The sequence below is a fragment of the Pseudomonas fluorescens NCIMB 11764 genome (assembly GCF_000293885.2).
Lineage (GTDB): Bacteria > Pseudomonadota > Gammaproteobacteria > Pseudomonadales > Pseudomonadaceae > Aquipseudomonas > Aquipseudomonas fluorescens_B.
Map to the genome: position 1 here is coordinate 1,154,031 of NZ_CP010945.1, position 18,832 is coordinate 1,172,862.

The 18,832-nt window shown below is 60.5% G+C and carries 20 protein-coding genes; 9 read left to right on the top strand and 11 right to left on the bottom strand.

Annotation, left to right across the window (positions count from 1 at the left end):
• Positions 1–30: 30 nt before the first annotated feature.
• Together B723_RS05290 and B723_RS05295 are read left to right on the top strand one after the other, a co-directional pair.
• Complete coding sequence (locus B723_RS05290) at positions 31–918, top strand: lysophospholipid acyltransferase (protein ID WP_017341718.1); 888 nt, start codon at positions 31–33, stop codon at positions 916–918.
• Between the two features lie 72 nt (positions 919–990).
• Positions 991–1,230 carry a PilZ domain-containing protein gene (locus B723_RS05295; RefSeq protein ID WP_008027574.1) on the top strand — a complete coding sequence of 80 codons (240 nt, stop codon included), beginning with the start codon at positions 991–993 and terminating at the stop codon, positions 1,228–1,230.
• On the opposite strand, the gene B723_RS05300 is transcribed toward B723_RS05295, so the two are convergent.
• Genes B723_RS05300 through def form a run of 5 tightly spaced genes read right to left on the bottom strand, consistent with a single transcriptional unit; the run spans position 1,231 to position 5,819 of the window.
• Positions 1,231–1,545: a tetratricopeptide repeat protein gene (locus tag B723_RS05300; RefSeq protein WP_017341719.1), complete on the bottom strand. Its 315-nt coding sequence runs from the start codon at positions 1,543–1,545 to the stop codon at positions 1,231–1,233. It abuts the gene before it with no gap.
• A 46-nt stretch (positions 1,546–1,591) separates the two neighbouring features.
• Positions 1,592–2,965: a Trk system potassium transporter TrkA gene (gene trkA / locus B723_RS05305; RefSeq protein ID WP_017341720.1), complete on the bottom strand. Its 1,374-nt coding sequence runs from the start codon at positions 2,963–2,965 to the stop codon at positions 1,592–1,594.
• 23 nt (positions 2,966–2,988) lie between these two features.
• Positions 2,989–4,299, bottom strand: a complete 1,311-nt coding sequence (gene rsmB, locus B723_RS05310) for a 16S rRNA (cytosine(967)-C(5))-methyltransferase RsmB (RefSeq protein WP_017341721.1) — start codon at positions 4,297–4,299, stop codon at positions 2,989–2,991.
• Positions 4,296–5,255, bottom strand: coding sequence for a methionyl-tRNA formyltransferase (fmt, locus tag B723_RS05315; RefSeq protein WP_017341722.1), 960 nt, complete (start codon positions 5,253–5,255; stop codon positions 4,296–4,298). Before fmt ends, rsmB begins: the two co-directional genes overlap by 4 nt.
• A gap of 57 nt (positions 5,256–5,312) precedes the next feature.
• Positions 5,313–5,819, bottom strand: coding sequence for a peptide deformylase (def, locus tag B723_RS05320; RefSeq protein WP_017341723.1), 507 nt, complete (start codon positions 5,817–5,819; stop codon positions 5,313–5,315).
• A 171-nt stretch (positions 5,820–5,990) separates the two neighbouring features.
• On the opposite strand from def, the gene B723_RS05325 reads away from it, so the two are divergent.
• The 3 genes from B723_RS05325 (at position 5,991) to B723_RS05335 (ending at position 8,809) form a co-directional block, all read left to right on the top strand.
• Positions 5,991–7,016 (top strand): LysM peptidoglycan-binding domain-containing protein, encoded by a 1,026-nt coding sequence (locus tag B723_RS05325; RefSeq protein WP_017341724.1) that lies wholly within the window; start codon positions 5,991–5,993, stop codon positions 7,014–7,016.
• Positions 7,017–7,096: 80 nt separating this feature from the next.
• Positions 7,097–8,197 carry a DNA-processing protein DprA gene (gene dprA, locus B723_RS05330; RefSeq protein WP_017341725.1) on the top strand — a complete coding sequence of 367 codons (1,101 nt, stop codon included), beginning with the start codon at positions 7,097–7,099 and terminating at the stop codon, positions 8,195–8,197.
• Positions 8,198–8,251: 54 nt separating this feature from the next.
• Positions 8,252–8,809 (top strand): L-threonylcarbamoyladenylate synthase, encoded by a 558-nt coding sequence (locus B723_RS05335; RefSeq protein WP_017341726.1) that lies wholly within the window; start codon positions 8,252–8,254, stop codon positions 8,807–8,809.
• 112 nt (positions 8,810–8,921) lie between these two features.
• Here B723_RS05335 and B723_RS05340 read toward each other — a convergent pair whose 3' ends face one another.
• Entirely contained in the window at positions 8,922–9,899 is a 978-nt protein-coding gene (locus B723_RS05340; protein ID WP_017341727.1) for an NADPH:quinone reductase, read from the bottom strand.
• Positions 9,900–10,077: 178 nt separating this feature from the next.
• On the opposite strand from B723_RS05340, the gene hemF reads away from it, so the two are divergent.
• Both hemF and aroE read left to right on the top strand, forming a co-directional pair.
• On the top strand, positions 10,078–10,992 hold the full coding sequence (hemF, locus tag B723_RS05345; protein ID WP_008155665.1) for an oxygen-dependent coproporphyrinogen oxidase: 915 nt from the start codon (positions 10,078–10,080) through the stop codon (positions 10,990–10,992).
• 13 nt (positions 10,993–11,005) lie between these two features.
• Positions 11,006–11,827 carry a shikimate dehydrogenase gene (gene aroE / locus B723_RS05350; RefSeq protein WP_017341728.1) on the top strand — a complete coding sequence of 274 codons (822 nt, stop codon included), beginning with the start codon at positions 11,006–11,008 and terminating at the stop codon, positions 11,825–11,827.
• Between the two features lie 127 nt (positions 11,828–11,954).
• Here aroE and B723_RS05355 read toward each other — a convergent pair whose 3' ends face one another.
• The 3 genes from B723_RS05355 to betC all read right to left on the bottom strand — a co-directional run bounded on the left by B723_RS05355 (position 11,955) and on the right by betC (position 16,128).
• Positions 11,955–13,523: a SulP family inorganic anion transporter gene (locus B723_RS05355; protein WP_017341729.1), complete on the bottom strand. Its 1,569-nt coding sequence runs from the start codon at positions 13,521–13,523 to the stop codon at positions 11,955–11,957.
• A gap of 153 nt (positions 13,524–13,676) precedes the next feature.
• The gene (gene choX, locus B723_RS05360) at positions 13,677–14,597 is read right to left on the bottom strand and encodes a choline ABC transporter substrate-binding protein (RefSeq protein ID WP_017341730.1); all 921 of its coding nucleotides are present in this window, start codon (positions 14,595–14,597) and stop codon (positions 13,677–13,679) included.
• A 16-nt stretch (positions 14,598–14,613) separates the two neighbouring features.
• On the bottom strand, positions 14,614–16,128 hold the full coding sequence (gene betC / locus B723_RS05365) for a choline-sulfatase (protein WP_017341731.1): 1,515 nt from the start codon (positions 16,126–16,128) through the stop codon (positions 14,614–14,616).
• A 114-nt stretch (positions 16,129–16,242) separates the two neighbouring features.
• Between betC and B723_RS05370 the strand changes: the two genes are divergently transcribed.
• Complete coding sequence (locus B723_RS05370) at positions 16,243–17,193, top strand: choline sulfate utilization transcriptional regulator (protein WP_017341732.1); 951 nt, start codon at positions 16,243–16,245, stop codon at positions 17,191–17,193.
• Between the two features lie 79 nt (positions 17,194–17,272).
• On the opposite strand, the gene B723_RS05375 is transcribed toward B723_RS05370, so the two are convergent.
• Complete coding sequence (locus tag B723_RS05375) at positions 17,273–17,938, bottom strand: NAD(P)-dependent oxidoreductase (RefSeq protein WP_017341733.1); 666 nt, start codon at positions 17,936–17,938, stop codon at positions 17,273–17,275.
• A gap of 84 nt (positions 17,939–18,022) precedes the next feature.
• On the opposite strand from B723_RS05375, the gene B723_RS05380 reads away from it, so the two are divergent.
• Positions 18,023–18,349 carry a DOPA 4,5-dioxygenase family protein gene (locus B723_RS05380; RefSeq protein ID WP_017341734.1) on the top strand — a complete coding sequence of 109 codons (327 nt, stop codon included), beginning with the start codon at positions 18,023–18,025 and terminating at the stop codon, positions 18,347–18,349.
• On the opposite strand, the gene B723_RS05385 is transcribed toward B723_RS05380, so the two are convergent.
• Entirely contained in the window at positions 18,350–18,751 is a 402-nt protein-coding gene (locus tag B723_RS05385) for a GFA family protein (protein WP_017341735.1), read from the bottom strand.
• Positions 18,752–18,832 lie beyond the last annotated feature (81 nt).

Here is an 18,832-nt window from a genome sequence, read left to right on the forward strand (position 1 = left end):
TCGCGCACAGCACAAGATCAGGAGTGACCTGTGGATAAGTTGAAAGGCGCCTTGCTGGTAGGCGCTCTGCGGCTGTTTGCCTTGCTTCCTTGGCGAGCAGTGCAGGCAGTTGGCTCGGCCATCGGCTGGGTGATGTGGAAAACCCCTAACCGTTCCCGCGACGTGGTGCGGATCAATCTGGCCAAGTGCTTTCCCGAGATGGACCCTGCCGAGCGCGAGCGTCTGGTCGGTCAGAGCCTGAAAGACATCGGCAAGTCGCTGACCGAAAGTGCGTGCGCGTGGATCTGGCCGGCGCAGCGCTCCATTGACCTGGTGCGGGAAGTCGAAGGGCTCGACGTCTTGAAAGACGCCCTCGCCTCTGGCAAAGGTGTCGTGGGCATCACCAGCCACTTGGGCAACTGGGAAGTGTTGAACCACTTCTATTGCAGTCAGTGCAAACCGATCATTTTTTATCGTCCGCCGAAGTTGAAGGCGGTGGATGAATTGCTGCGCAAGCAGCGGGTGCAACTGGGTAACAAGGTTGCAGCTTCCACCAAGGAAGGCATTCTCAGTGTCATCAAGGAAGTGCGCAAAGGTGGTGCAGTGGGCATCCCCGCTGACCCTGAACCGTCCGAATCCGCCGGGATCTTCGTGCCGTTCTTCGCCACCCAGGCCCTGACCAGCAAGTTTGTACCGAACATGCTCGCTGGCGGCAAAGCCGTCGGCGTATTCCTGCACGCCCTGCGCCTGCCGGACGGCTCAGGCTACAAAGTGATCCTCGAAGCCGCGCCAGAGGCCATGTACAGCACTGATACCGAAACGTCCTGCGCGGCCATGAGCAAGGTGGTCGAACGCTACGTGCGGGCTTATCCGAGCCAGTACATGTGGAGCATGAAACGCTTCAAGAAGCGTCCACCGGGTGAAGAACGCTGGTACTGAGTGGATTGGCACGATCTGTGGATAACCTCGCAATCAGGGTTATCCACAACTGTTCAGAAAAGGGCGCAGAAGATGTCCGAACACAGAAAATCATTTCGTATCAAAATCAGCCATGAAAGCTTTGGCGAATGCCTGGGCCAAACCCGCAACCTCTCGACCACGGGCGTCTACGTCAAGCATCCGGGTTTGTCTGCGTTGCCTAAAGGCGCCGTGGTGTATGGTCAGGTGCAGGATTTACCCACAGGGGCGCCGCGGGTGCGCATGGAAGTGGTGTTGGTGGACGCCGACGGTATTGGCCTGCGCTATCTCTAATCAGGGCGCCTGACGCTCCAGCTTCTTCAGAAACACCGTCATCTCCTTTTCCGCCTGCTTGTCGCCGTGAGCACGAGCAGCTTCCAGACCCTGCTCCCACGCCTGGCGTGCGGCCGGATATTCGGCCAACGCCAAATGCGCCTTGCCCAACAGTTTCCACGCCGCTGAATACTTCGGATCGAACTCGACGCAACGCTGAAAATGTTCGGCGGCCTTGGTGTTTTCCCCAAGATCCAGGTAGCCCTTGCCCAGGCCGAAGCGCAGCAATGAGTTATCCATACCCTTGGCGAGCATTTTTTCCAGGGATTCAATCATGGGGGACACCTTGGGTTATTGGGTGACGTTCGAAACCACCTTCGGATCAGAAGAAGCTAAGCCCCACATGGAACAACTTCTCCACATCGCGAATATGCTTCTTATCCACAAGGAACAGAATCACATGGTCACCCGCCTCGATCACCGTGTCGTCGTGGGCAATGATCACTTCTTCATCGCGAATGATCGCGCCAATCGTCGTACCCGGCGGCAGTCCAATGTTTTCGATAGCCTTGCCAATCACCTTGCTCGATTTCGCATCGCCATGGGCGATCGCCTCGATGGCCTCCGCCGCGCCGCGACGCAACGAGTGCACGCTGACGATATCGCCACGCCGTACGTGAGCCAGCAAGGTGCCGATGGTCGCCAGTTGCGGGCTGATGGCGATGTCGATGTCGCCGCCCTGAATCAGATCGACGTAGGCCGGGTTGTTGATGATCGTCATCACCTTCTTCGCGCCCAGGCGCTTGGCCAGTAGCGACGACATGATGTTGGCTTCGTCGTCGTTGGTCAGGGCGAGGAAGATGTCGGCGTCGGCGATGTTCTCCTCCATCAGCAAATCGCGGTCGGAGGCGCTGCCCTGCAGGACCACGGTGCTGTCGAGGGTGTCGGAGAGATGGCGGCAGCGGGCCGGGTTCATCTCGATGATCTTCACCTGATAACGGCTTTCGATGGCCTCGGCCAGACGCTCGCCGATCTGCCCGCCACCGGCGATGACGATGCGCTTGTAGCTTTCGTCGAGGCGGCGCATTTCGCTCATCACTGCGCGAATATTCGCCTTGGCGGCGATGAAAAAGACTTCGTCGTCGGCCTCGATCACCGTATCGCCCTGGGGCAGTATCGGCCGGTCACGTCGGAAAATCGCCGCAACGCGGGTTTCGACGTTCGGCATGTGCTCGCGCAACTGACGCAGTTGCTGACCCACCAGCGGTCCGCCGTAGTAAGCCTTCACTGCGACCAGCTGCGCTTTGCCTTCGGCGAAGTCGATCACTTGAAGCGCGCCCGGATGCTGGATCAGGCGCTTGATGTAGTTGGTGACCACTTGTTCCGGGCTGATCAGCACATCCACCGGAATCGCTTCGTTATCGAACAGCTCGGAGCGCGTCAGGTACGCCGCTTCGCGGACCCGGGCGATTTTCGTCGGGGTGTGGAACAGGGTATGGGCAACCTGACAGGCCACCATGTTGGTTTCGTCACTGTTGGTCACCGCGACCAGCATGTCGGCGTCGTCCGCGCCGGCCTGACGCAGCACCGTCGGTAGCGAGCCGCGGCCCTGCACGGTGCGGATGTCCAGCCGGTCGCCGAGATCGCGCAGGCGTTCGCCGTCGGTGTCGACCACGGTGATGTCGTTGGCCTCGCTGGCCAAGTGTTCCGCCAGCGAACCACCGACCTGCCCTGCTCCGAGGATGATGATTTTCATCCAGTCACTCCCTTAAAAACCGGTTAACCGCGCGCGGCGGCGATCTTGATCAGCTTGGCGTAGTAGAACCCGTCGTGGCCGCCTTCCTGGGCCAGCAACTGGCGACCATGGGGCTGCTTGATCCCGGCCGTTGTGGCGAGGTCCAGCTCACGGGCGCCCGGCGTGCGGGCGAGGAAAGCTTCGATGACTTCGGTGTTCTCGGTCGGCAACGTGGAGCAGGTGGCGTAAAGCAGAATCCCGCCGACCTCCAGAGTTATCCACATGGCATCGAGCAATTCGCCTTGCAGCACCGCCAGCGCGGCGATGTCATCCGGTTGGCGCGTCAGCTTGATGTCCGGGTGACGACGGATCACGCCGGTGGCCGAGCATGGCGCGTCAAGGAGGATGCGCTGGAAGGGTTTGCCGTCCCACCAGGTTGCGGTGTCGCGACCGTCGGCGGCGATCAGTTCGGCGCTCAGGCCCAGGCGTGCGAGGTTTTCCCGTACGCGCACCAGACGTTTGGCTTCCAGGTCTACGGCGACGACGCCGGCCAATGCAGGCTCGGCTTCAAGGATGTGGCACGTTTTGCCGCCCGGTGCGCAGCACGCGTCGAGCACCCGTTGCCCCGGCGCCAGGTCCAGCAGATCAGCGGCCAGTTGCGCCGCTTCGTCCTGCACGCTGATCCAGCCTTCAGCGAAGCCCGGCAGGCTGCGCACATCGGCAGCGGCGTCGAGAATGATGCCGTCCTGGCTGTAGACACATGGCGTGGCGGCGATGCCCGCTTCGGTCAGCAACTGCAAGTAGGCATCGCGAGTGTGATGGCGACGGTTGACCCGCAGAATCATCGGCGGATGCGCGTTGTTCGCCGCGCAAATGGCTTCCCATTGCTCAGGCCAGAAGGCTTTCAGGGATTTTTGCAGCCAGCGCGGGTGCGCCGTGCGCACCACCGGGTCATGTTCCAGTTCGGCCAGCAGCGCTTCGCTTTCACGTTGGGCGCGGCGCAATACGGCGTTCAGCAATGCCTTGGCCCACGGTTTTTTCAGCTTATCGGCACAGCCGACGGTTTCGCCGATGGCGGCATGGGCCGGGACGCGGGTGTAAAGCAGTTGGTAGAGGCCGACGAGCAACAGCGCCTCGACATCGGCGTCCGCAGCCTTGAAGGGTTTCTGCAGCAGCTTGGCCGCCAGCGCCGACAAACGTGGTTGCCAGCGTGCCGTGCCGAAGGCCAGGTCCTGGGTGAAGCCGCGATCACGGTCTTCAACCTTGTCCATTTGTGTCGGCAGCGAACTGTTAAGTGAGGCTTTTCCGTTAAGAACAGCAGCAAGTGCCTTGGCGGCAGCCAGACGTGGATTCATTGAGCGTCCGCCGTTTGACCGAGGACGGTGCCGACGGCAAATTTCTCACGACGGCTGTTGAACAAATCGCTGAAGTTCAGCGCCTTGCCGCCGGGCAATTGCAGGCGGGTCAGGCAAAGGGCCTGCGCACCGCACGCAACGATCAGACCGTCCTTGCTGGCGCTGAGGATTTCCCCTGGAGCGCCCTGCCCTTCAGCGAGATTCGCGGCCAGCACTTTCAGTGCTTCGCCGTTCAGTGTGCTGTGGGTGATCGGCCAGGGATTGAAGGCGCGAACCAGACGTTCGAGCTCAATGGCCGGCCGGTTCCAGTCAATGCGCGCTTCGTCCTTGTTCAATTTGTGAGCGTAAGTGGCGAGTGTGTCATCCTGCACTTCGCCTTCCAGGGTGCCGGCAGCGAGGCCGGCGATGGCTTGTAATACTGCCGGTGGACCGATTTTCGCCAGACGGTCATGAAGGCTGCCGCCAGTGTCTTCAGCACTGATCGGCGTGGTGACTTTCAGCAGCATCGGCCCGGTGTCGAGGCCCAGTTCCATGCGCATCACGGTCACGCCGCTTTCGCTGTCGCCGGCTTCGACGGCACGTTGGATCGGCGCCGCCCCGCGCCAGCGTGGCAGCAATGATGCGTGGCTGTTGATACAACCCAGGCGCGGGATATCCAGCACCACTTGCGGCAGGATCAGGCCATAAGCGACCACCACCAGCAAATCCGGCTTCAGCGCGGCCAGCTCGGCCTGAGCGTCTTCGTTGCGCAGGGTCGGCGGTTGCAGCACCGGGATGTTGTTTTCCAGTGCCAACTGCTTGACCGGGCTTGGCATCAACTTTTGCCCGCGGCCCGCCGGACGGTCCGGTTGGGTGTAGACCGCGGCGATCTCATAAGGGCTGTCGAGCAGGGCCTTGAGGTGTTCGGCGGCGAATTCCGGGGTGCCGGCAAAGACGATGCGCAGTGGCTCAGTCATGGGAACAATCTCTGAAAAGAAAAAGGCTTGCCGCAGCAAGCCTTTGAAAGGAGGGCATCAAGCGTTCTGGCGATGGAGCTTTTCCAGTTTCTTCTTGATTCGGTCGCGTTTGAGGTTCGACAGGTAGTCGACGAACAATTTGCCGTTGAGGTGGTCGCATTCGTGCTGGATGCACACGGCGAGCAGGCCTTCGGCGATCAGTTCGTAAGGCTGGCCGTCGCGGTCCAGGGCCTTGACCTTGACCTTCTGCGGGCGATCGACGTTTTCGTAGAAGCCCGGCACCGAGAGGCAGCCTTCCTGGTATTGCTCCATCTCGTCGGTCAGGGACTCGAACTCGGGGTTGATGAACACCCGCGGTTCGCTGCGGTCTTCGGAGAGGTCCATCACGACGATACGTTTGTGCACGTTGACCTGGGTTGCGGCGAGGCCGATGCCTGGCGCTTCATACATTGTTTCAAACATATCATCGACCAACTGGCGCACTTCGTCGTCCACTACGGCCACAGGTTTGGCGATAGTGCGCAGACGCGAGTCGGGAAATTCGAGGATGTCTAAAATGGCCATAAGCTTGATTGCTGCACGTCTGAGGTAAAGTCGGGTCGATGGCCTGGCAGGTCCGGAGATGCAGGCTACCGTTGTGAAGCGTAGCTCCTTTTTCTTTTTGGCAAGAATCCGGAGCGAGCCACGAGGGCTCTGGCGTTTCACGCGAACGCACATAATAAAGGGATTCACCGCATGAGGAAATCACTACTCGCCTTGCTCCTTCTGGCCTCGGCCGGTTTGGCGCACGGGCAAGTGCAACTCAGGGAAGGTTTTCCACAGCAATACACCGTTGTCACGGGTGACACACTTTGGGACATCTCCGGAAAATACCTCCGTGAGCCGTGGAAATGGCCTGAGCTCTGGCAGGCCAATCCGCAGATCCAGAACCCCAATCTCATCTACCCCGGCGATGTACTGTCGCTGGTCTACGTCAATGGCCAGCCGCGTCTGACGCTCAATCGCGGGGAATCCAGGGGCACTATCAAGCTCTCTCCACGGGTGCGCAGCTCGCCGGTGGCGGATGCCATCCCGAGTATTCCGCTGCAAGCCATCAACAGCTTCCTGCTGAGTAACCGCATCGTCGACAAGGTGGAGGATTTCGACAAGGCGCCTTATATCGTCGCGGGCGATGCCGAACGGGTGCTCAGCGGTACCGGTGACCGGATCTTCGCCCGTGGCCAGTTCGACCCGAGCCAGCCGGTTTACGGCATCTTCCGCCAGGGCAAGGTCTACACCGACCCCGACAGTAAAGAGTTCCTGGGGATCAACGCGGACGACATCGGGGGCGGCGAAATCGTGGCCACTGAGGGCGATGTCGCTACCCTCGCCCTGCAGCGCACGACTCAGGAAGTACGTCTTGGCGACCGTTTGTTCAGCACTGAAGAACGATCCATCAACTCGACCTTCATGCCCAGCGCGCCAACAACCGACATAAACGGGCTGATCATCGACGTGCCGCGCGGGGTTACTCAGATTGGCGCGATGGATGTTGTCACGCTGAACAAGGGGCAGCGTGATGGCCTGGCCGAAGGCAACGTGCTGGTGGTGATGAAAACCGGCGAAACCGTGCGTGACCGGATCACCGGCCAGCCGCTGAAGATTCCTGATGAACGCGCCGGTTTGCTGATGGTTTTCCGTACCTACGACAAGCTCAGCTACGGGCTGGTGCTCAACGCATCGCGCTCGTTGGCGGTGATGGACAAAGTGCGAAATCCGTAAGCAGGCTCCACAAGTTACCAACAGAGTTATCCACAGCTTATTCCCGTTTGAACGGGGCTCATAACGATCAAGGATGATCCATGTCGCTGTCTGCTTTAACACCGGTTTCGCCTGCGGAACTGGAAGCTCGTTTACGCCTGCATCGTTTGCCGGAACTCGGCCCTGCGCGTTTCAAGAAATTGCTTGAAGCCTTTGGCTCGGCGTCCAAAGCCATCAGCGCGCCGGCCAGTGCCTGGCGTGCATTGGGTTTGCCGTTTGCGTGTTCAGAGGCCAGGCGCTCGAGCGAAATTCGCGATGGCGCAAGCCACGCATTGGCCTGGCTAGAGCGTCCGGGCCAGCATTTACTGATGTGGGACCAGCCTGACTACCCGGCATTGCTGGCGGAAATCAGCGACGCACCGCCGCTGTTATTCGTGGCGGGCGATCCGGGGATTCTGGAAAAGCCACAACTGGCGATGGTCGGCAGTCGTCGCGCCTCGCGACCGGGCATGGACACCGCTGCGGCGTTTTCCCGGAGTCTGGCCAGCGCCGGTTTTGTCATCACCAGCGGTCTGGCGCTGGGCATCGATGCCGCCGCGCACCAGGCCGCTCTGGACGTGGGCGGGCGAACGGTCGGTGTACTTGGCACGGGACTTGAAAAGTTTTATCCACAGCGCAATCGGAGACTGGCGGACGCCATGATTGCGTCGGGCAGTGCGGTGCTTTCCGAGTTCCCGCTGGACGCAGGGCCCACCGCCAGCAACTTTCCCCGGCGCAACCGGATCATCAGCGGTTTGTCCCTCGGCGTGCTGGTGGTGGAGGCCAGTGTCGCCAGTGGTTCATTGATCACCGCGCGGCTGGCGGCGGAGCAAGGTCGTGAGGTGTATGCCATTCCGGGGTCGATTCACCATCCCGGTGCCCGTGGCTGTCATCAGCTGATCCGTGACGGTGCGGTATTGGTGGAAACCATCGAGCATATCCTCGAAGGCTTGCGCGGCTGGCAACAGTTGCCGTTGTCCACCGAGACGCCATCGGTGACTCATCCACTGCTGATGCTGTTGCATGCGGCGCCGCAGACCAGTGAAGCGTTGGCAGACAGCAGCGGCTGGACCCTGCCCAAAGTGCTGGCGGCGTTGACGGAGCTGGAAATGGACGGCCGGGCAGTCTGCGAAAGCGGACGCTGGTTTGCGCGGGTGAGCTAGGTTTTACAAGGAAGATCGGTAAACTGCGCAGAGCCTTATTCCGGAGAGTTTTTCATGGTCAATAGTTGGCGTGTGCAACAAGCAGCGCAAGCCATTCGCGCAGGGGCGGTGATTGCCTATCCAACCGAGGCGGTCTGGGGCCTGGGTTGCGACCCGTGGGACGAAGAAGCGGTAGAGCGTCTGCTGATGCTCAAGGGCCGGTCGGTGGAGAAGGGCCTGATTCTGGTCGCCGACAACATTCGCCAGTTCGATTTTCTCTTCGAGGACTTCCCTGAGCTGTGGATGGATCGTATGGCCAGCACCTGGCCCGGGCCGAATACCTGGTTGGTGCCGCATCAGAATATGCTGCCGCAGTGGATTACGGGTGTGCACGAGACGGTGGCGTTGCGGGTCAGCGATCATCCGTTGGTGCGGGATTTGTGCGCGGTGGTCGGGCCACTGGTTTCGACATCCGCTAACCCTCAAGGACGGCCAGCGGCGCGGACGCGGCTTCGCGTGGAGCAGTATTTCCGGGGGCAGATTGATTTCATCCTCGGTGGCAACCTCGGTGGGCGCAAGAATCCGAGCGTGATTCGCGACCTGGCGACCGGTAACGTCATCCGCCCGGATTGAGACCGAGTCATCGTTCATCGCTGGCAAGCCAGCTCCCACAGGATTCCGGTTGTTCACATGACTTGTGTACGACGCTGTACCTGTGGAAGAGGGCTTGCCCGAGAAGGCGTCCTCAAGGCAGCAGAACAGTCGAACCGGTAGTCCGGCGCGCCGACAACTCGGTCTGCGCCTTCGCCGCATCAGCCAGTGAGTACTTCTGGCTGATCTCCACCTTCAACTTCCCGCTGATGATCATTTCGAACAGCTCATCCGCCATCCGCTGCAGGTTTTCGGCGTTGTTGGCGTAGGTCGCCAGTGTCGGCCGGGTCACGTACAACGACCCTTTCGCCGCCAAAATCCCCAGGTTCACCCCATCCACCGCGCCCGATGCGTTGCCAAAACTCACGACCAGACCCCGAGGCGCCACGCTGTCCAGCGAGGTGAGCCAAGTGTCCTTGCCGACGCCGTCGTACACCACCGGGACTTTTTTGCCATCGGTCAATTCCAGTACGCGCTGTGCGACGTTTTCATGGCTGTAATCGATGGTCGCCCACGCACCGTTGGCCTTCGCCAGTGCGGCTTTTTCCGGCGAGCTGACCGTGCCGATCAACTTCACGCCCAGGGCCTTGGCCCATTGGCAGGCCAGGGAGCCGACACCACCGGCAGCGGCGTGAAACAAAATGGTTTCGCCGCCCTTGAGTTCATAGGTCTGACGCAGCAAGTACTGCACGGTCAGGCCTTTGAGCATGACCCCTGCCGCTTGTTCAAAGCTGATCGCGTCTGGCAGGTGCACCAGATTGGCCTCCGGCAACACGTGAACTTCGCTGTAGGCGCCCAACGGACCGCTGCCATAAGCCACGCGGTCACCGACCTTGAAGCGGGTGACTTCACTGCCCACCGCCTCGACCACGCCCGCACCTTCCGAACCCACGCCCGACGGCAAGGCGGGTGGCGCATAGAGGCCACTACGGAAGTAAGTGTCGATGAAGTTCAGGCCGATGGCCTTGTTGGTAACGCGAACTTGCTGCGGGCCGGGTTCGGCGGGCTGGTAATCCACATACTCGAGTACTTCGGGGCCGCCATGGGTGCGGAACTGGATACGCTTTGCCATCAGAACTCTCCATAGGTCTTAGCTTTTGGATTAGTAGCGCCAAGCCCTCTATCGGACTCCTAAGCTTGATCCCCGTCAACTGCGGCAGGCCCATCTGCGATGTTATGCTACGCGCCCATTTGCGTCGGCCCTGCTCCGAGGGAGCGCCGCGTAGTTTTGCCCGATTCAAGGTGATGACATGACGACCCGCACCGAGGCCGTAAAAGCCTACCTGCTCGACCTGCAAGACCGCATTTGCGCTGCCCTGGAAGCCGAAGACGGCGGCACGCAGTTCGTCGAAGACGCCTGGACCCGCCCTGCCGGCGGTGGCGGTCGCACGCGAGTGATCGAGAACGGTGCTGTCATCGAAAAGGGCGGCGTCAACTTTTCCCACGTCTTCGGCAGCGGTCTCCCACCGTCCGCCAGCGCCCATCGGCCGGAACTGGCCGGGCGTGGCTTCGAGGCCCTGGGCGTGTCGCTGGTGATTCACCCGCACAACCCGCATGTGCCGACTTCCCACGCCAACGTGCGCTTTTTCATCGCTGAAAAAGAAGGTGAAGAGCCGGTCTGGTGGTTCGGTGGCGGCTTCGACCTGACCCCGTATTACGGCAACGAAGAAGACTGCGTGCACTGGCACCGCGTCGCCGAGCAGGCCTGCGCGCCGTTCGGTCCGGATGTCTATTCACGCTACAAAGCCTGGTGCGACAGCTATTTCCATATCAAGCATCGTCACGAACCGCGCGGCATCGGCGGCCTGTTCTTCGATGACTTGAACGAGTGGGACTTCGACACCAGCTTCGCCTTCATGCGCGCCATTGGTGATGCTTTTATCGACGCTTACTTGCCGATCGTGCAGCGTCGCAAGAACGATGCGTTCACCGCCAAACAGCGCGAATTTCAGGAGTTCCGCCGCGGCCGTTACGTCGAATTCAACCTGGTTTACGACCGTGGCACGCTGTTCGGCCTGCAATCGGGTGGGCGTACCGAGTCGATCCTCATGTCACTGCCGCCGCAGGTTCGCTGGAGCTATGACTGGAAAGCCGAGCCGGGCAGCGAAGAAGCGCGCCTGACCGAGTACTTCCTGCAAGATCGCGATTGGTTGGCCAAGGCCTGAACGAGGAATCCTGATGGACCGTTACGTCGTATTCGGTAACCCGATTAGCCACAGCAAGTCGCCAATGATTCATCGTCTGTTCGCCGAGCAGACCGCTCAGCAACTGGACTACAGCACTTCGCTGGCACCGCTTGATGATTTTTCCGACTTTGCCCGGGAGTTTTTCCTTGAAGGTCGCGGGGCGAACGTGACGGTGCCGTTCAAGGAAGAAGCGTTTCGCCTGGCGCACAGTTTGACGGCGCGAGCGCAGCGCGCCGGTGCGGTGAACACCCTGAGCAAACTCGCCGATGGCACGCTGCTGGGCGACAATACCGATGGCGCCGGTCTGGTAAGGGATCTGACGGTCAACGCCGGATTCAGTCTCAAGGGCAAACGCATCCTGCTGCTCGGTGCCGGTGGCGCAGTGCGCGGCGCGCTTGAGCCCCTGCTGGCCGAGCAGCCGGCCTCGGTGATCATTGCTAACCGCACGGTGGATAAAGCCGAGTTGCTGGCGGAGCTGTTCGCTGATCTGGGGCCGGTGTCAGCCAGCGGTTTCGATTGGCTGCAAGAGCCGGTGGACCTGATCATCAACGCGACGTCCGCCAGCCTGACAGGCGATGTACCGCCGATTGCCAGCAGTTTGATCGAGCCGGGCAAGACCGTTTGCTACGACATGATGTACGGCAAGGAGCCGACCTCGTTCTGCCGCTGGGCTACGGAACAGGGCGCGGCAGTGTCGATGGATGGCCTGGGGATGCTCGCTGAACAAGCAGCAGAAGCTTTCTTCCTGTGGCGTGGCGTGCGCCCGGACACGGCGCCGGTGCTGGCCGAACTGCGCCGCCAACTGACACTTTAGGCTTTTGTGGCGAGGGAGCTTGCTCCCGCTGGGGGGCGAAGCAGCCCTGATATCTGGAGGGCGCTTCGCACCCTAGCGGGAGCAAGCTCCCTCGCCACGGGTATTTGGTTGTCCAAAAAGCGGTGTTTCAGTCTTCAAACCGGATCGGGCATTTCTCCGCGCCTTCGAGCTTCCTCAACTCCTCCACCACCGGCGGCCGCGCACCGCGCAAGGTCAGGCTGCGGTCCTGCTTACGCAGCCGTCGCGCTTCCTGGTGCAGCATTTCCACACCCGAATAGTCGATGAAGTTGATGTGCTGCGCCTCGATCACCACGCGCGCGCCGTGCATCCGTTGCAGGCGCACTTGCAGGTAATGGCTGGCGCCGAAGAAGATCGACCCGCCGACCCGCAGAATGTCTTCATCGCCGTCGCGCCAGTGCTGCACCCGAGGTTGTGAGGTGCGCTTGAGGTAGAAAAACAGGGACGCGAGCACTCCGGCATAAATCGCCGTCTGCAACTCCAGCAACAGCGTGGCGATACAGGTCAGCGCCATCACCACGAACTCGGCGCGGCTGACCCGCAGCAACGCGCGAATGCCGCGATGGTCGATCAATCCCCAGGCGATCAACAGAATGCTGCCGGCCATGGCCGGGATCGGAATATGCGCAATCAGATGGGCGCCGAAGATCGCGAACAGCGCCACCCACATCGCCGAAAAAACCCCGGCCAGCGGCGAGCAGGCACCCGCTTCGTAACTCAGTCCCGAGCGTGTGAAGGACCCGGCTGACAGCGAGCCGGAAAAAAACGCACCGACAATGTTCGACAAGCCTTGGGCGCGAACTTCCTGATTCGCATCGAGCAACTGCTGCGACCGCGCCGACAAGGAGCGGGCAATCGACAGACTCGTCACCAGCCCGAGCATCCCGACCGCCACGGCGCTGGGCAACAGACGCAGGATCAGATCCAGGTCCAGCGGCAACGGGCTGAAGGGCGGCAGGCGCCCGACAAACGCGCTGACCAACTGCACGTGACCAAACATCGTTGGCCAGAGCCATACCAGCAATCCGCTCAGGACCAGGGTGATCAATAGCGTTGGCCAGCGCGGCAACAGCAGTTTCAGCGTCACCCCCACGACGACAGTTGCCAGGCCCAGCACCAGCGAAGGTTGGTCTACCTCGCCGAGATGCCTGAACAGCATCATAAAACTGTCCAGTGCCGTGGCTTGGTTGGGCACGTCCAGCCCCAGCAGATTGGGTATTTGACCGATGGCAATCACTACCGCGGCGCCAAGCGTGAAACCGAGCACGACCGAGTGCGAGACAAAATTTACCAGCGCGCCGAATCGCAGCAAACCCAGCAGCCACTGGAAAATACCGGCGAGGAGCGTCAGAAGCAGGATCAGCGTGATGTAGTCCTTGGACGCGGGAACGGCCAGAGGACTGACGCTGGCGTACAGGACAATCGAAATGGCCGCCGTAGGGCCGCAGATCAGATGCCACGACGATCCCCAAAGACAGGCAATCAGCACCGGGATGATCGCCGCGTACAAGCCGTATTCCGGTGGGAGACCGGCAATCAGCGCGTAGGCAATGGATTGCGGCAACGCGAGAATGGCGCCGCTGAGGCCGACAATCAGGTCACGGCCGACGCTGGCGCGGGTTTGCCGGGGCAACCACGTGAGGAAGGGAAAGAGTGAATGGCGGCTGGGAAGGGCCATGGGTCCTCTCGGTCGGGGGTTTTGCGCAGGGTAACAGGACGACGCGATCATTGTGGCGAGGGAGCTTGCTCCCGCTGGGCTGCAAAGCAGCCCTAAACATCTGCGGGCGCTTCGCACCCGAGCGGGAGCGAGCTCCCTCGCCACAGATCATGCTTACAACTTGGCTTTCACTGCCGGCAACGCATCCTTCCCGTCCACGGTCTTCACGCCATCCAGCCACTTGTCCAGCACCGCCGGATTAGCCTTGATCCACGCTTTTGCTGCATCGGCATTGCTGACCTTCTTGTTCACCACGTCCGCCATGATGCTGTTTTCCATTTCCTGAGTGAAACTCAGGTTGGTGAGCAATTTGCCAACATTCGGGCAGGCCTGTGCATAACCTTTGCGGGTCAGCGTGTGAACGCTGCCGGTATCGCCGAAGTATTTCTCGCCACCTTTCAGGTAATGCATTTTCAACTGCACGTTCATCGGGTGCGGCGTCCAGCCGAGGAAGGTCACGAACTTCTGCTTCTTCACGGCACGAGACACTTCGGCCAGCATTGCCTGTTCGCTGGACTCGACGAGTTTCCACTGACCCATGTCGAAGTCGTTCTTCTTGATGATTTCTTGCAGTGAAATGTTCGCCGGGGCTCCGGAACCGATGCCGTAGATCTTCTTGTCGAATTTGTCGGCGAACTTGTTCAGGTCGGCAAAGTTATGCACACCCGCGTCCCACACATAATCCGGAACAGCCAGGGTGAACTCGGTGCCATCGAGGTTCTTCGCCAGTTGCGTGACGTCGCCGGTGGCCACGAACTTGTCGTAGAAACCCTGCTGCGCAGGCATCCAGTTACCCAGGAACACGTCAACCTGACCATCCTTCAAGCCGCCAAAGGTAATCGGCACCGCGAGGGTGTCGACTTTGGGCTTGTAGCCCATGCCGTCCAGCAGAAACCCGGTGATGGCGTTGGTTGCGGCGATGTCGCTCCAGCCAGGGTCGGCCATTTTCACCGTCTCGCAGCTCTGATCGGCATACGCCGATGCACTGCCCAGGGCCAGCAGCCCGACCGTCAGTACTGTGGATAACTTTTGCATGGACTTCCCCTTAACATTATTGGTTTTGGCAGGGTTGTGGATAACGTGCTTTGCGCTCCAGGTCGTCGAGGTCGATGTGGTTGCGCATGTATTGCTGACTGGCGTCCACCAGCGGCTGGTGGTCCCAGCTCTTCAGCTTGCCGATGGTCAGCGCGTCGGCGACAAATCGCCGGCGACGCTGGCTTGCGAGCACCTGCTGGTGTATCGCCGGGATGTTCCATTTGGCCCGCGCTTCGCTAAGAAACTCTTCGAACAGTGGCCGATGTTGCGGCGATTGGCTGAGTTCTTCCTGCTCACGCGGGTCGTTGTGTACGTCGAAGAGTAGGCATGGGTCGTCTTCGCTGTAGATGAATTTGTAGGCGCCGCGACGAATCATCATCAAGGGGCTGATGGTGCCCTCGGCCATGTATTCGCCGAAGACTTCGTCGTGACCGCCCTGCCCTTGCAGGTGCGAAACCAGCGAGCGGCCATCCAGTGGCAGGCCCGGCTCCAGCGAGCCGCCGGCCAGCTCTACAAACGTCGGCAACAGGTCGGCGGTGGAAACCGCTGCGCTGACCCGCCCTGCGCCGAACTGTCCCGGCGCACTTATCAACAGGGGAACGCGCGCGGCCATTTCGAACCAGTGCATTTTGTACCAGAGCCCGCGCTCGCCGAGCATATCGCCGTGGTCGCCGGAGAAGACGATGATCGTGTCGTTGATCAGCCCCGTTTCTTCGAGTGTTTGCAGGAGTTTGCCGACATTGCTGTCGATATAGCTGCATGCACCAAAGTACGCACGGCGCGCATCCCGGATTTTATCCACAGGCAGCGGTTTGTCCCACAGGTCGTAAACCTTGAGCAAACGCTGGGAGTGCGGATCGAGCTCGGTTTGCGACGGCGTCTGGGGCAACGGGATGTCCGCATCGTCATACATATCCCAGAACGCCTTGGGAATCGTGTACGGATCGTGTGGGTGAGTCATCGACACGGTCAGGCAGAACGGCTGATCGCCATCTTCGCGGATGTGATCGAACAGGTATTGCTGGGCCTTGAACACCACCTCTTCGTCGAAATCCAGCTGATTGGTACGCACGCACGGCCCGGCTTGCAGCACCGACGACATGTTGTGATACCAGGTCGGACGCACGTCCGGTTCATCCCAGTTCACCGCCCAACCGTAGTCGGCCGGGTAAATGTCGCTGGTCAGGCGTTCTTCGTAACCGTGGAGCTGGTCCGGGCCGCAGAAGTGCATTTTGCCGGACAGCGCGGTTCGGTAACCGAGGCGCCGCAGGTAGTGGGCGTAGGTCGGTACATCGGCAGGGAAATCCGCCGCGTTGTCATAAGCGCCGATCTTGCTCGGCAACTGACCGCTGACCAGGGTAAAACGCGACGGCGCGCAAAGTGGGCTGTTGCAATAGGCGGCGTCGAACACCACGCCTTCGGCGGCGAGGCGGCTGAGATTGGGGAGTTTGATCGGCGAAGGACCGTAGAACGGCAACATTGGCGCGGCCATCTGATCGGCCATGATGAAAAGAATATTCTTGCGCTTCATGTGATCGCGGCATTCCATAGTGAATATTTATGCGAGAGTGCTGTGATCGAGCATGGAGTCCATGCTCTTTGTGGTAAAGCCCATGTCAGGCAATGACTAGGATAAGCACAGCTTATGTATGACGCTCTGGGTGATTTGTCCCTTGATCTGCTCCGTGCCTTTGAAGCCGCGGCGCGCCAGCGCAGCTTCACCGCGGCCGCGGTTGAACTGGGCACCACGCAACCGGCCATCAGTCAGCAGATCAAACGACTGGAAGATCAGCTCGCCACCCGGCTGTTCGATCGCATTTATCGCGGCATTGAGCTGACCGAGGCTGGGACGATTCTTTTTGAACAAGTTCAACTCGGTTTGCAGAATATCGACGCAGGGTTGAGCGCAATCAGTGCACAGCATCAGCATGAAGTATTGCAGGTGGCCACCGATTTCGCCTTCGCCGCCTATTGGTTGATGCCCCGTCTGCACCGCTTTCACGCCGCCAATCCGCAAGTGGACGTCAGCCTGGTCACCAGCGAGCGCAGTCTCAATATGCTGCGAACCGACATTGATGTCGCGGTGCTGTTTGGCGACGGGCGTTTCAAGCAGGGCGAAAGCCACTGGCTGTTCAGCGAAGAAGTGTTTCCGGTGTGCAGTCCGCTGCTGTTGAAGGATCGTGCCCTGCCCTTGCCTGCACAGTCGCTGCTGGAATTTCCGCTGCTGCACCTGCGCGGTGAAAACAGCAGCAACTGGTTCGACTGGAGCGGCGTGTTTCGCGAGTTAGGGATCACGTCGGCGCCAGCGCCCGGACAACTGCGGTTCGACAATTACACCCTGCTGATTCAAGCGGCGATTGGCGGCCAGGGAGTGGCGATTGGCTGGCGGCACCTTGTGGATAACTTGCTCGCGCAAGGTTTGTTGTGTCGACCGATTGCTGACACGGTGATGTCCCGGCTGGGTTATTACGTGGTCCTGCCGCAGCGCAAACGGCGCGGGGCATTGATTCAACAGTTTGTGGACTGGTTAATGGCCGAGCAGGCCAGCAACGCGCAATCGCTCAATGGTCTGCCGTTGCCTTCGATTGCGGTGTGAAAGTTAAAAGATCGCAGCCTTCGGCAGCGCCTACCTGGGAACACATTCCAAGGTAGGAGCTGCCTTCGATTGCGATCTTTTACTGCTCTGAAGTCGCGATGAAATTAACGTGTTCGCCAACGTGCAGATTCAAGTGCAACTCATCGGCAATCCCCACCGCGACGCGGCTCAACCGCTGAAGGGGTTCGGCCAGCCCTGGTTCCAGGCTGCTGCTGACTTGACTGAAATGCTCGATTGTCAGCCCGGCAACGCCGCGTGGCGCATTGACCATCGTCCAGTGCAACGCACTGCCTTGCAGCGCCTCGCGGATTTCCTCGGCGGCGTGGCGTTGCAGTTGATCCTCGATCTGCGGATCGTCCAGCACCTCGAAGTCGCCCACCAGAAACAGTCTGGCGATGCCGGCGGCCTCCATGCCATCGACAAGTGCATCGACCGCCAGTACTTGTTCAACCGGACCTAGCAGGATGGATTTTTCTACGTGCTCGCTATTAAACGGTAACCCGGGTGCATCCAGTAGACAGATAACGGCCGAGCAGCCCGCTACGCTTTGCTTGACTCGCTCGGCATCAAACAGATCACCGGTCTTGGTGCGCAGACCGGGGCGTGGTGCCAGCGCCGTCAGGTCGTCGAGAATCGCGATCACTTCATGTTGGCGCCGCAGCATTTCAGCCATCAGCGCACTGCCCAGGCTACTCATGGCACCATACAGCACCACTTTTACCACTGGGGTTTCGGCATTTTTCATGGCTGGACTCCGCACTTTCCTATGTATATGGCGTGTGACCTGCAGGAATCGGTGAGGGTTCGACCGGGTTTCAGAGGGATTCAGATGCAACAGATCAAGGGCTATCACGCCCATGTGTATTTCGATGCCGCCCACATGGATCAGGCGCGCACGTTGTGTGAGCAAGCGGCGCACCTGTTCCCGCTGAAAATGGGCCGCGTGCACGAACGTCCGGTGGGTCCGCACCCGGACTGGAGCTGCCAGTTGGCGTTCGGGCCGGAGCTCATCGGCGACGTGTTGCCGTGGTTGGCCCTCAACCGCAAGGGACTGGTGGTGTTCCTGCACCCGGACACCGGCGACGATCTGCTTGACCACACGGAACATGCAATCTGGATGGGCGCGATCCGGACACTGGACCTGTCTGTTTTTTGATCACAGGGTTTCTTCGGCTTCACCCGGCAAGTGCTCGTCCAGATGCAGCCATGGCAGACGGCTGTCGGTCCAGATGTGCCGCTCCGCCGGGGCCTGCTCAGGATGATCGAGGGTGGCGATGGTCAGGTCGATGCTCTCGGGACTGAGCTGCGTGACCAACGCAATCTGAGCCCCACAGGTCGGGCAGAAATAGCGTATGCAGCTGGAAGACGAGGCGTACTGCGCCGGTGTGCCTTTCACCCACTCGAAGGCGGACGCGGGCACGGTGATCCAGGTGGTCACGATCCCGCCGCTGACCCGTCGGCAAATCGAGCAGTGACAGTGGGCGATGTCGCGCAAGGGGCCGCTGAATTGATAGCGCAGATGTCCGCAGTGGCAGCCGCCGGTGTGAATGTCGCTCATGACCTTTCCTCCTGTTGCGATATCACGGACGCCATCGCGGGCAGCCCGCTCCACACAGAGAACTCATTTCAATGTGGGAGT

Coding starts and splice junctions, on each gene's coding strand:
- aroE (WP_017341728.1), top strand. CDS start 11,006: ATGGACCGTTACGTCGTATTCGGTAACCCGATTAGCCACAGCAAGTCG.
- B723_RS05300 (WP_017341719.1), bottom strand. CDS start 1,545: ATGATTGAATCCCTGGAAAAAATGCTCGCCAAGGGTATGGATAACTCA.
- B723_RS05335 (WP_017341726.1), top strand. CDS start 8,252: ATGGTCAATAGTTGGCGTGTGCAACAAGCAGCGCAAGCCATTCGCGCA.
- trkA (WP_017341720.1), bottom strand. CDS start 2,965: ATGAAAATCATCATCCTCGGAGCAGGGCAGGTCGGTGGTTCGCTGGCG.
- hemF (WP_008155665.1), top strand. CDS start 10,078: ATGACGACCCGCACCGAGGCCGTAAAAGCCTACCTGCTCGACCTGCAA.
- B723_RS05295 (WP_008027574.1), top strand. CDS start 991: ATGTCCGAACACAGAAAATCATTTCGTATCAAAATCAGCCATGAAAGC.
- def (WP_017341723.1), bottom strand. CDS start 5,819: ATGGCCATTTTAGACATCCTCGAATTTCCCGACTCGCGTCTGCGCACT.
- B723_RS05385 (WP_017341735.1), bottom strand. CDS start 18,751: ATGAGCGACATTCACACCGGCGGCTGCCACTGCGGACATCTGCGCTAT.
- B723_RS05325 (WP_017341724.1), top strand. CDS start 5,991: ATGAGGAAATCACTACTCGCCTTGCTCCTTCTGGCCTCGGCCGGTTTG.
- B723_RS05370 (WP_017341732.1), top strand. CDS start 16,243: ATGTATGACGCTCTGGGTGATTTGTCCCTTGATCTGCTCCGTGCCTTT.
- fmt (WP_017341722.1), bottom strand. CDS start 5,255: ATGACTGAGCCACTGCGCATCGTCTTTGCCGGCACCCCGGAATTCGCC.
- choX (WP_017341730.1), bottom strand. CDS start 14,597: ATGCAAAAGTTATCCACAGTACTGACGGTCGGGCTGCTGGCCCTGGGC.
- B723_RS05355 (WP_017341729.1), bottom strand. CDS start 13,523: ATGGCCCTTCCCAGCCGCCATTCACTCTTTCCCTTCCTCACGTGGTTG.
- B723_RS05340 (WP_017341727.1), bottom strand. CDS start 9,899: ATGGCAAAGCGTATCCAGTTCCGCACCCATGGCGGCCCCGAAGTACTC.
- B723_RS05380 (WP_017341734.1), top strand. CDS start 18,023: ATGCAACAGATCAAGGGCTATCACGCCCATGTGTATTTCGATGCCGCC.
- betC (WP_017341731.1), bottom strand. CDS start 16,128: ATGAAGCGCAAGAATATTCTTTTCATCATGGCCGATCAGATGGCCGCG.
- B723_RS05375 (WP_017341733.1), bottom strand. CDS start 17,938: ATGAAAAATGCCGAAACCCCAGTGGTAAAAGTGGTGCTGTATGGTGCC.
- rsmB (WP_017341721.1), bottom strand. CDS start 4,299: ATGAATCCACGTCTGGCTGCCGCCAAGGCACTTGCTGCTGTTCTTAAC.
- dprA (WP_017341725.1), top strand. CDS start 7,097: ATGTCGCTGTCTGCTTTAACACCGGTTTCGCCTGCGGAACTGGAAGCT.